This is a genomic window from Frankia sp. CeCAU1 (assembly GCF_977971845.1).
In genome coordinates this window covers 1-11,414 of the sequence record NZ_CDWWXA010000105.1, presented here as the reverse complement: position 1 = coordinate 11,414, position 11,414 = coordinate 1, and the positions used below count along the sequence as shown (strand labels likewise).

9 protein-coding genes and 1 pseudogene are annotated in these 11,414 nt (G+C 70.5%); 7 read left to right on the top strand and 3 right to left on the bottom strand.

Annotated elements, in window-relative coordinates:
• The first annotated feature begins 482 nt into the window (after positions 1 to 482).
• Entirely contained in the window at positions 483 to 1,853 is a 1,371-nt protein-coding gene (locus AC08OO_RS17020) for an ABC transporter substrate-binding protein (protein ID WP_476609980.1), read from the top strand.
• 36 nt (positions 1,854 to 1,889) lie between these two features.
• Here AC08OO_RS17020 and AC08OO_RS17015 read toward each other — a convergent pair whose 3' ends face one another.
• From AC08OO_RS17015 to AC08OO_RS17005, 3 genes and pseudogenes are all read right to left on the bottom strand, one after another.
• Complete coding sequence (locus AC08OO_RS17015) at positions 1,890 to 2,024, bottom strand: hypothetical protein (protein WP_476618757.1); 135 nt, start codon at positions 2,022 to 2,024, stop codon at positions 1,890 to 1,892.
• A gap of 301 nt (positions 2,025 to 2,325) precedes the next feature.
• Positions 2,326 to 2,727, bottom strand: coding sequence for an HNH endonuclease signature motif containing protein (locus AC08OO_RS17010; RefSeq protein ID WP_476609994.1), 402 nt, complete (start codon positions 2,725 to 2,727; stop codon positions 2,326 to 2,328).
• 90 nt (positions 2,728 to 2,817) lie between these two features.
• Positions 2,818 to 3,233, bottom strand: a pseudogene (locus AC08OO_RS17005) (DUF222 domain-containing protein); the annotation flags it as partial.
• A 761-nt stretch (positions 3,234 to 3,994) separates the two neighbouring features.
• Here AC08OO_RS17005 and AC08OO_RS17000 point away from each other — a divergent pair.
• The 6 genes from AC08OO_RS17000 to AC08OO_RS16975 all read left to right on the top strand — a co-directional run bounded on the left by AC08OO_RS17000 (position 3,995) and on the right by AC08OO_RS16975 (position 11,349).
• Positions 3,995 to 5,287: a bifunctional o-acetylhomoserine/o-acetylserine sulfhydrylase gene (locus AC08OO_RS17000; protein WP_476618756.1), complete on the top strand. Its 1,293-nt coding sequence runs from the start codon at positions 3,995 to 3,997 to the stop codon at positions 5,285 to 5,287.
• On the top strand, positions 5,259 to 6,461 hold the full coding sequence (metX, locus tag AC08OO_RS16995) for a homoserine O-acetyltransferase MetX (RefSeq protein WP_476609977.1): 1,203 nt from the start codon (positions 5,259 to 5,261) through the stop codon (positions 6,459 to 6,461). Before AC08OO_RS17000 ends, metX begins: the two co-directional genes overlap by 29 nt.
• Positions 6,462 to 6,593: 132 nt before the next feature.
• Complete coding sequence (locus AC08OO_RS16990; RefSeq protein ID WP_476609976.1) at positions 6,594 to 7,541, top strand: MurR/RpiR family transcriptional regulator; 948 nt, start codon at positions 6,594 to 6,596, stop codon at positions 7,539 to 7,541.
• Between the two features lie 206 nt (positions 7,542 to 7,747).
• Positions 7,748 to 8,977, top strand: coding sequence for an ABC transporter ATP-binding protein (locus tag AC08OO_RS16985; protein ID WP_476618755.1), 1,230 nt, complete (start codon positions 7,748 to 7,750; stop codon positions 8,975 to 8,977).
• A gap of 129 nt (positions 8,978 to 9,106) precedes the next feature.
• Positions 9,107 to 10,486 (top strand): ABC transporter substrate-binding protein, encoded by a 1,380-nt coding sequence (locus tag AC08OO_RS16980; RefSeq protein ID WP_476609973.1) that lies wholly within the window; start codon positions 9,107 to 9,109, stop codon positions 10,484 to 10,486.
• A gap of 5 nt (positions 10,487 to 10,491) precedes the next feature.
• Positions 10,492 to 11,349, top strand: a complete 858-nt coding sequence (locus tag AC08OO_RS16975) for a tyrosine-protein phosphatase (protein WP_476609972.1) — start codon at positions 10,492 to 10,494, stop codon at positions 11,347 to 11,349.
• The last annotated feature ends 65 nt before the right edge of the window (positions 11,350 to 11,414 follow it).

Sequence of the window (11,414 nt, the reverse complement as noted above, 5' to 3'; positions counted from 1 at the left end):
GGTCGTAGCCCCGGCGGGGGCCCCGGTCGTAGCCCCGGCGGGGGCCCCGGTCACGGTCACGGCCCCCGCCGAGTGCCGCCGACGCCGCACCGGGGATGGCTGCTCCCGGTCCCCGGGTGTGCCCGCGCCACGATGCCGGCTCTCGGCAGAGGAGCCCGGCGGGTCATCCGCCGCGACCCGCCTTCTTCCCGGCTGGACCACGAGATCCGTACCTCTCGCCCTCTCGGATCGCCCTCTGGAACTGTCCCGCCAGGCCAGTCCCGGCCCTGGCCGGCAAAGACTATGCCTTGGCCGGCAAAGACTATGTGGGCGCCCGATGTCGCCGCCGGTGGGGTCGCCAGTAGGCCCGCCTGACGATTGGCCCCGTCAATCACCCGCGCTGCTGGACAGCCCGGCTGCGGTTGTTGTCCGACAAACAACTAGTGTCGCCGCTGGCCACTGCCAGCTTTCACTCCTCACCGATCCGGGCATGCGGGAGCACGATGATCCACGGGTTTCGAAGCACGGTCGCGGGCCTTGCGCTTCTCTCCGCGGTCGTGCTGGCCGCCTGTGGTGGCGGTGGCAAAGCCGAGCCGGCCCGAGTTTCCGGCGAGGTCAAGATCGGACTGCTCGCCCCCATGACCCATGGCGATACCGAGACGGGGCGTGACGCACAACGCGGAGCAGAGCTCGCCAGCCGTCTCATCAACGCCGGCGAAAGCTGGGCGAGCGACGGGACCAGAGACCTCTGGGGGCCAGCCGGCCGGGCCCACCTTTCTGTTGTGACATTGGATACAAGTAGCGATCCGCGCCAGACCGCGGACGCCACGTCACGCTTGGCGACCGACCACGGCGTCGTGGGCATCGTCGGCGCGTTCACCCCCGACGCCACCCTGGAAGCCAGCCAGCGGGCCGAACGCCTGCGGATCCCGTTCGTCAGCGGGGGCCCGTCGCTGACGGCGCTGACCGAACGTGGGCTGAGCTGGTTCTTCCGGATCGGACCCGACGCGGCCGACTACGGCGGCGCCTTCCTGTCCCTGCTGCGTGACGCCGAGCAGCCGGGCCAGGAACGCCGACGCGTCGCCCTGCTCTACACCAACGACGCCACCGGCCTCGATATGCAGGCGACCGTGGCGGAGTTCGCCGAGGAGACCGGTTACCCGATCGTGGCGAGCGTGGCCTACCAGCCGGGTACGGGCCAGCCGGGTACGGGCGGTCTGGCCGCCACTGTCGGCGCCCTGCAAGCCACTGCACCCGACATTGTACTGACGAATATTTCTCCCGGTCAGGGCGCAATTCTGGGAAACACTTTCCGGGATGGTGGATACATACCGCCCGCGGTTGTCGTGTACGGCGACCCGGCGGAGGCCGCCCGACTCGCCGCGGTTCCCGAGTTCGCCGATCGGGTCAGCCGCCAGGTCGCCTGGTCGATGCCCATCGCCCGGGCCAATCCGCTGGCCGCGAGAGTAATCGACCGCTATCTGCACGATTTCGGGGCGCCGATGACCGAGAATGCGGCCGAGGCCTTCACCGCCATGACCACGATCGCGCAGGCAATCGATGACGCGGGCAGTACGGATCGTGAACTGGTCCGCTCCGCGTTGACCGCCCTGAATCTACCCGCGAGTTCGACCATCATGCCGTGGAACGGCGTCCATTTCGACGGAACCCACCAGAACACACTTTCCGCAACAGCGATCGAACAGACCACCGGTACGACATTCAGAACCGTCTACCCCCGTGACCTGGCCACGACGACGGTCAAGTGGCCCGCGCCGGGGACGGCCGTGACGACTGTCGGACATCCATCATCGAGGGCGACGTCGGCGTCACAGTCGACGCCGGGGACCAGGACCAGGACACGGAACGAGTAGGTACCCGGATCCTTCTCCCCCCGACCCGTCCACGGATCACCTCGCCGGCGCGAGATCCGCCACCAGCACCGGATCGAGGCCGCCGGGGGTGCCTGCCGGCTCGGTCTTCTCCAGCCGGAACCGGGCCGTGCGTCCGTCGAGTTCGAGGACGGCGAGCACACCGCCTGCCACACCGGGCTCGGCGCCGTGGCCGCGGCGCCGCGGCCGCTGGGCGAAGCCGTCACCGGACTGCTGACCATGGTGGCGGTCTGGGCGGCCCTCTCCCGGAGACTCCTGTACGCGAGCCCTGGAGCCGCCGGCGGCGCACACCTGGCGGCCAGGTGGTGCTGGCGACGGCGCCACGCGAGCCACTCCGGGAAGTCGGACGACAGGCTCGTCGTGCAGCGCCGTTCACGGCAGCGTGAGCGAGGATATTCTGGAGGTTTTTGAGCTGGGCCTTCAAATTCGGACCTTCCTTCAGCTATGAGCCGGTCTATGCAACTGTTGCCGCACGGAGGAGATCGGAGGTATGTCGGCTGTAGGGGTTGCGTCGGGGTGTCTGGTCGGAGTCGACCCAGGGCGGAGGGATGAATTCGGGCCGGCGATCGTGGCCGATTCGGACGATCCAGCCGTGATGGTGGATGAGCCTGTGATGATATCCACACAGTAGTACCAGATTGTCAAGTGAGGTTCTTCCACCGTCTATCCAATGACGAACGTGGTGAACTTCGCACCATGACGGCGGCCGATCACACCCCGGGAATGAACAGCAGACGTCTCGGGCGATGACGGCGCGGCGTAGGTCCGCGGGTGCGGTGCGGTGGGCCCGTCCGACGTCGCGGGGGACGCTCGCCGCATCGAAGACGACGCGGGTGACCGTGGCGTCACAGGCCAGACGGCGCAGGACACTGGCCGGCAGGGGTCGAACATCCGGGCCAGCTCCAGCAGGGATGCCTCCACCGCCGTGTACACCTGCGCGTCCAGATCGCGGGGAAGGGAACGGATCGTCGTGCGGACCTCGACCGCCTGCTCGACCGTGATCGCGTCGGCGGCCAGGGCCGCACCGGTGGCACTCAGCGGTCCGTCCACGGCCAGGGCCAGATCGACCAGGCGATGGGCGTCCCCCGGCCGGATCCGCAGCCGTTCCCGCAGCAGCGCCGCGGTGCTGGTAGCCCCCTCCCGCACGGCCAGGTTCCGGCCGTGGGCCTCCCGCACCAGCGCGAGCCGTACCGCGGCCAGGCGGGCCAGCTCCACCGAACAGTCGTCCAGGGCGCCGTACAACTCGGCATCCGACAACGACCACACCGGCGCGTCCAACAGGCCGCCGACCTGCTCGGCCACTACCGCCAAACCCGACGGCACCAGATGCTGCCCGCGGGCCGGGCCGGCTGTGATGGTCATGGATCAAGCGTAGATCACACAACCCCCGATGTCGAACTCATGTTCGATTGCCGTAACTAGGTGCTGTGGTCGTAGCGGAAATGAGGACCGGCGTGCTGGTGCGTGCCCTGCGCGAAGATCCCGGCCGCCCTCGGCTTCACGTGTATGGCCGGCGGCCTGCCTGCCTGGACTGTCCCCGAACCCCGCCCAGGCCGCCCTCGACTCCCCCGGCAGGCCCGGGGCACGGCCTCGAGCACGGTCCAGGGCCCATCCCGCGCCTGCGATTGTTCACTTCTCCGGTGGAAAATCTGCACCCGCCGCGGACAACGACCCGACACGCTGCTAGCGTCGAAACCGTGAGGTCATATGCCGGATATCCGGGACGGTTGCGCGCCGCTCTGCGATGTTCGGGGGGATGCCCGAACATCGGTACACCGGATGGTCACCCATCCCGCACGGCCGCCTTCGACGGGCTGTGTCCAGGCTCCTGACCTTTTCCGTACCGCACGATCTTAGGCATTCCGACCGGGCCCCGGGGAAGCGGCCCGGTTCGGCAGCCGGACCGTCCACCGCCGCACCGCGCGAGCAACCGTGAGGAACCGCGGACGAGGACAGCCATCGCGGATTGGTCCATCGCGGATTAGTCGCAGAGGCATCGGTGCCCGGCCAGCGCCCCACGGCCGGCGCCCAGTACACCGCCGACACGCCGGCACCGCCGACACGCCAACACCGCCGACACCACTGACACCGAACACCGACTTCGACCCGGGGAGGATCACCCTATGAGCACCGAGAGCTGGTCGTTCGAGACCCAGCAGATCCACGCGGGAGCCCAGCCGGACCCGGCGACCGGCGCCCGAGCCGTGCCGATCTACCAGACCACCAGCTACGTCTTCCGCGACACCGACCATGCCGCCGCTCTGTTCGCCCTCGGTGAGCCCGGAAACATCTACACCCGGATCATGAACCCCACTCAGGACGTCTTCGAGCAGCGCATCGCCGCCCTCGAAGGTGGGATCGGGGCGCTCGCGGCGGCGTCGGGGCAGGCCGCGGAGACGCTGGCGATCCTGAACCTGGCCGAGGCCGGCGACCACGTGGTCTCCTCGGCCAGCCTGTACGGCGGGACGTACAACCTGTTCCACTACACCCTGCCGAAGCTGGGCATCGAGGTCTCCTTCGTCGGCGATCCCGATGATCTCGAGGAGTGGCGGGCGGCGGTACGGCCCACCACGAAGGCGTTCTACGGGGAAACGATCGGCAACCCCCGCGGCGACGTCCTCGACACCGTCGGGATCTCCGAGGTCGCCCACGCGCACGGGATCCCGCTCATCGTTGACAACACCCTCGCGACGCCCTATCTGTACCGGCCGCTGGAGCACGGCGCGGACATCGTCGTCCACTCGGCGACGAAGTTCATCGGCGGCCACGGCACCGCGATCGGCGGCGTCATCGTCGACGGCGGCCGGTTCGACTTCGGCGCCTCCGGCCGGTTCGCGAACTTCACCACTCCCGACCCGAGCTACCACGGTCTGGTCTACTGGGACGCGCTCGGTCACGGCTCGTACATCGCCAAGGCACGAGTGCAGCTACTGCGCGACCTCGGCCCGGCGATCTCCCCGTTCAACTCGTTCCTGCTGCTCCAGGGTCTGGAGACGCTGTCGCTGCGGATCGAGCGGCACACCGCGAACGCCCTGCGGGTCGCCGAGTGGCTCGATGCGCGCGACGAGGTGAGCTGGGTGGCCTACCCGGGCCTGCCATCGTCGCGGTGGTACTCCCGGGCGCAGAAGGTGCTCCCCCGCGGCGCTGGCGCGATCCTGTCCTTCGGCATCGTCGGTGGCGCCGAGGCCGGGAAGAAGTTCGTCGAGGGGGTCGAGCTGTTCAGCCATCTGGCGAACGTCGGCGACGTCCGCTCACTGATTATCCATCCCGCGACGACGACGCACTCCCAGCTCACCGAGGCCGAGCAGACCGCGACCGGGGTCACCCCGGATCTCGTCCGCCTGTCGGTCGGCATCGAGGGGATCGACGACATCCTGGCCGACCTCGATGCCGGGTTCCGTGCGGCCAAGAGCTGAGTCGCGTGGCACCGGTGCGGCCCTTTCGGTCCAACCGGTACCACCGACGGTCCAACCGGCACCACCGACGCCACCGCCCGCCTCCGGGGCATGGCGCGCCGGGATCGACCCGGTGGGACGGCGCCGGTTCGTCGACCTGCCGGGACCGCTGCAGCTGGAACGCGGCGGCATCCTGCCCGGCGTGACGGTGGCCTACGAGACGTGGGGCCGCCTCGACGCCGCGGCCACCAACGCGGTGCTGGTCCTGCACGCGCTCACCGGGGACAGTCACGCCGTCGGCCCGCCCGGGCCGGGCCATCCCACCCCAGGCTGGTGGGATGGCCTGATCGGGCCTGGGCGGGCCCTCGATACCGATCGCCTCTTCGTGGTCTGTCCGAATGTGCTGGGCGGCTGTCAGGGCACGACCGGGCCAGCCAGTCCCGCGCCGGACGGCCGACCCTGGGGCGGCCGATGGCCCGAGATCACGATCTCCGATCAGGTCACGGTGGAGGTCGCCGTCGCCGACGCGCTCGGCATCCGGCGCTGGGCCGCGGTGGTCGGCGGCTCGATGGGGGGCATGCGGGCCCTGGAGTGGGCTGTCGGCCATCCCGACCGGGTCGACCACGCCGTGGTCCTGGCCTGCGGCGCGGCTGCGACGGCGGAGCAGATCGGGTTGTCCGCGGTGCAGCTTCGTGCGATCACCGACGACCCGGCCTGGAACGGCGGCGACTACCACGGCCGGCCCGACGGACGCGGCCCGGACGCCGGCATGGGTCTGGCCCGGCGGGTGGCCCAGATCAGCTATCGCAGCGAGGCCGAACTGGAGGAGCGGTTCGCGGATCGGACCCGGCCCGACGGGTTGTTCGAGGTCGCCTCCTACCTCGACCACCATGCCGGCAAGCTGGCCGCTCGGTTCGACGCCGGCACTTACGTCGCACTGACCCGGGCGATGATGACCCAGGACGTCGGCCGGGGGCGCGGGGGGCGCGCGTCGGCGCTACGGTCCTGCCCGGTGCCGTTCACCGTCGCGGGGGTCGACTCCGACCGGCTCTATCCCCTCCATCTGCAGGAGTACATCGCCGAGCGTGTCGGCGCGCCGTTGCGCGTCGTCCACTCGCGGCGCGGGCACGACGGGTTTCTGATCGAGACCGAGCAGGTCGCCGCAATCGTCCACGACGCCCTCCGGACGGCCTGACCCGGAACTGATTATCCGCACGGTTTATCCGCACGCTGACGGCACCGCGCGGCACGCTGACGGCACGGCAGCTGACGGCACGGCAGCTGACGGCACCCCGGCCCGTCACCTTGAGCGTGTATGAACCGCTGCATGGTGACCCCCTCCGCCGGTCCGCCGGGTGCCCGCCCGGGCGGGCTGTTCGCCACCATCCGCGCGGCCCTGCCAGGCCTGCTCCCGAGCGAGCAGCGGGTGGCCGAAGTGTGTCTGGCCCGTCCGGGGGACGTGGTCGAATGGTCCGCTGCGCAGCTCGCGGAGGCCGCGGGAACATCGACGGCCACGGTGGTGCGCGCCTGCCAACATCTCGGCTTCCGCGGATTCCAGCATTTCCGCGTCGAGCTCGCCCGGGAGAGCGGGGCCGCGGCGCTGCGCGGTGAGATCGGCCGAACGGACGCCGCCGACCCGGTCGAGCGCCTGGTGGACACCGTCTTCGGCGCGGCGACCGCGGTGCTCGCCGACGCGCTCGGCCCGCTGGACCGGTCCCGTCTCGCGCCCGCCGTGGACCTGCTGGACCGGGCCGACCGGCTGCTCGTCATCGGCAACGGCGGATCGGCTCCGGTCGCCCAGGACGCGGCGTTGCGCTTCCTGGGCATGGGCCGGCCGGCCGAGGCGCCGGGCGACTCGATCGCCCAGGAACTCACCGCCCGCCTGCTCGCGCCCTCGGACGTCTGCCTGGTCATCACGAGCAGCGGAGCGAACGAGCCGAGTCTGCGGGCCGCGGAGGCGGCCCGGGCCGCGGGCGCCGTCGTCATCGGCATCACCAGCTACACGGCCGGGCCCCTGGCCGAGATCGCCGACATCAGCCTCGTGGTGGGGGCGCCCGACTGGCCCATCAGCTCGGACATGATCGCAAGCCGGCTGGCCTCCCTGCTGCTGCTCAACGCCCTGCAACTCGCGGTCGGCCTGCGCCGCACGGACAACCCGCTGCTGGCCGGAACCATCATGCGGGACGTCCAGGGCCACTCCGTACGGGCGGAGGACGGCCCGCGGCGGCCCGCAGCGGATCCCGGCCTCGGAGCCGCCGATCCCTACGAGTTCTGACCGATGACCGGTCGGGTCAGGGGACGCGCGGACAGCTACGAAAGCGTCCCACCGGCAAGGCGCTTGGCCGGAGATTCGTTGCGGTAAGTGACTGTCCCTCGTTTCCCGACCGTCATGGACCATTCATCTCGGTACCCGAGGCTGCCTCTGTAACGAGGAACCGGGAGGCAGGCGCGCTCCTGGAGCAGACGTACACGGGGTGCTGGGTGGCAGAAATCCGGATCGAGGGCCTCACGAGGCGCTTCGGAAACGTCCGTGCGGTGGACGACGTCTCCCTCGACGTGGCGGACGGCGACTTCCTCGTTTTGCTGGGACCGAGCGGCTGCGGGAAGACCACGCTGCTGCGCATGATCGCCGGCCTGCTGGAGCCGAGCGAGGGACGCATCATGCTCGGCGACCGCGACATCACCCATGTCCCCGCCCGACGGCGCGACCTCGCCATGGTCTTCCAGAGCTACGCGCTGTACCCGCACCTGACGGTCGAACGCAACATCGGGTTTCCGCTGCGGGCCGCGCGCCGCCCCAAGGCGGAGATCGCCCGGCGCGTCCGCGAGGTCGCCGACCAGCTCGAACTCGGCGGGCTGCTCCACCGGCGCCCCCGTGAGCTGTCCGGCGGGCAGCGCCAACGGGTGGCGCTCGGCCGTGCGCTGGTCCGTGACCCCCAGGCATTCCTCATGGACGAACCCCTCTCGAACCTCGACGCGAAACTGCGCACCGCGACCCGCACCGAGCTCGCCGGACTGCACCGCCGGCTGGGCCGGACCTTCATCTACGTCACCCACGACCAGGTGGAGGCCATGTCGATGGCGACCCGCGTGGTCCTGCTCAACGGCGGCCGCGTGGAACAGGTGGGCAGCCCGACCGAGGTCTACGACACGCCGGCCTCGGTGTTCGTCGCCGGCTTCCTCGGCGCACCGCCGATGAACCTGATCGAGGCCCGGGTGGAGGCCGACGGCGACCTGCTGGCGGTCCGCGCGGACGGGCTGCGCATCCCGCTGTGGCCGGGCTTCGACGAACCCCGCGACGTCATCGTCGGTCTGCGACCCGAGAACCTGACGCTGTTGCCCGGCTCGGCCGAGCCGCCCCACCCGGCCGAGCCGCCCCACCCGGCCGAGGCATCGACGGCATCACCCGGGTCGACCGCGCAGATCGAAGGTGTCGTGACCACGGTCGAGAACCTCGGCAGCGAGGAGGTGGCCTGGTGCGACGTCCATGGTCAGGCCGTCGCGCTGCGTGGCCCCCGCCCGATCGGACTGGCCGTCGGTGACCGGGCCCGACTCACTGTCGACGTCTCACGGGTGCACCTGTTCGCTCGGGCGAGCGGACGTCGTCTCGCCTGGCGGCCACCGGATCCCCGGGAATCCCTGACCATCCCCGTGCCCGGCGCGCTCGGCGCGTCCCCATCCCCCGCTTCGGCCGCGCCCGCCGCGGTCTGAGCGGCGACCAGACCAACCGGACCAGATCATCGCGATCCGGTCCGTCCGCCATCCCGTCGATCCCGTCGATCCCAACGTCCCGTCGATCCCGTCGATCCCAACGTCCCGTCGATCCCAAGGAGCATCCCCGTGGCTCGACCACGCCTGCTGCGTGCCGCGGCTGGCCTCGCGTTGCTTGCGGCGCTCGCCTCCGCGTGTGCGACGTCCTCGTCCACACCAACGAGTACGGCCGCGAACGCCAGCACGATCCCCGAACTCTCCCCGGACCAGAAGGTCTCGATCGTCTTCGAAAGCTACAACCTCGCGAACGTCGGGACGTGGAAGCCGGTGATCGAGGGGCTGCTGCGCGACTTCCAGGCCGCGCATCCCAACATCACCGTCAAGGGCCAGCCGCCGCAGAACCTGGCCGGTAGCGCGAACAGCGGCGACTACGTCACCAGCATCAAGAACCAGGTGCTGGCAGGCAGCCCCCCGGACGTCGCCCAGATCACCTTCAACGCGCTGCGCTTCGCCGCCGGCAGCCTCGGCGCCCAGCCGCTCGACACGTTGGTCGGGCGGGAGGCCGTTCAGGCGAACTTCGGCGGCGAACACCCGTTCGCCCCGAAAGCCCGCACCCTCGGCGACGTTGACGGCAGGACCTACGCCGTCCCGTACGTCTTCTCCACCCCGGTTCTCTGGCTGAACAAGACCCTGTTCACCCAGGCCGGCCTCGACCCGGCCAAGCCGCCGAAGACCTGGACGGAGGTAAAGACCGCGGCGCTTGCCATCAAGGCGAAGACCGGCAAGGACGGGGTCCTCATCGACTGTCTGACGAAGGTCGGGGACTGGTGTTTCCAGAGCCTGGTACGTTCGGCCGGCGGCCGAGTGATCTCCACCGACGGCACCAAGCTGTCCTTCGCCGATCCGCCGGGCGTCGAGGCGGTGTCGATGGCCGCCGACCTGGTACACAGCGGCGTGATGCCGAACCTTGACCAGAAGCAGCAGGTCAAGGCGTTCAGCAGCGGTCAGGCCGGGATGCTGCTCGAAAGCAGCTCCCTGCAAGGGATGTTCATGGCCGGCGCCAAGGCGAACAACTGGCAGCTCGACGCCACCCAGGAACCCTCGTTCGGCGCGAAGCCGGTCATCCCCACCAACTCGGGAGCGGCGCTGGCGATCTTCAGTAAGGACCCGGCCAAGCAGCGCGCCGCCTGGGAACTGATCAAGTTCCTCACCGGCGACCACGCCTACACCGAGATCTCCTCGAAGATCGGCTACCTGCCGCTGCGGACCGGCCTGATCGACGACCCGAAGAGCCTGCAGGCCTGGGCGAAGGCGAACCCGCTCATCAAGCCGAACCTCGACCAGCTCGCCCGGATCGAGCCGTGGGAGTCCTTCCCGGGTGACAACTACCTCCAGATCTCGGACACGATGATGACCGCGGTCGAAAGCGCCGTCTTCACCGGCAAGGATCCCGCATCCACCCTGGCCGCCGCACAGAAGCAGGCCACCAGCTTCCTGCCCCGGAAGTGACCGCCGTGCCCGTCGTAAGCACCGGGAGCACGGCCACCGCAGCGAGCACCGGGAGCGCCCCGGGTGCCGGCGACGGCGGGGCGCCGCAGGCGCGGCGCGTCCTGTCGCTGCCGGGCACGATCAACCTGCGCGACGTCGGCGGCTACCCGACTGTGCACGGACGCTCCCTGCGCTGGCGCACGCTGCTGCGCTCGGGCACGCTACGCGGGCTCGACGGCCGTGGGCAGGCCATCCTCGCGCAGATCGGGCTGCGCACGGTCATCGACCTGCGCGAGGACGCCGAGGTGGCGCACGATCCGGACCAGCTCGGCCGGCTCGCCGCGACGCATCGGCGGGTGCCCGTCTACACCCTGCCGGTCGACCGGCACCAGACGGCCGGCGATCTGCGCAGCCTCTACGACCACGTCGTCGATCATCGAGGGGACCGCCTCACCGCGGCCATGCTCGCGCTCGCCACACCGGGGGCACTGCCCGCGATCGTGCACTGCAGCGCAGGCAAGGACCGCACCGGTCTGGTCATCGCTCTGGCGCTGGACCTCGCCGGGGTGCCAGCCGAGGTGATCGCGCAGGACTTCGCGCTGACCTCGTACTTCCTGCGGGACGAGGCCGCGGCGGCCGTCCAGCGCATCTCCGCCCTGATGTCCACCGACGGCGAGGAGCTGCCGGCCTCGCTGATGGCGAGCCCGCCCGACCTCATCCTGCACGCACTGGGCCGTATCCACGCCCGGCACGGGGACACCCGCACCTACCTGCTCGCGCACGGGGCGACGGCGCACGCGCTGGACCGCCTCGTCGAGGCCCTGCTCGTGCCGGCGGAGGCCTCCGACGCCGGGCCGGACTGCGGTCCGCCGACCGCGGGCTGAACCCCAGCCGGTGAGCCGCAGGCCCGAAGTCCCCGCCCCTCGGGCCTGCGGCTCACCCCATGCAC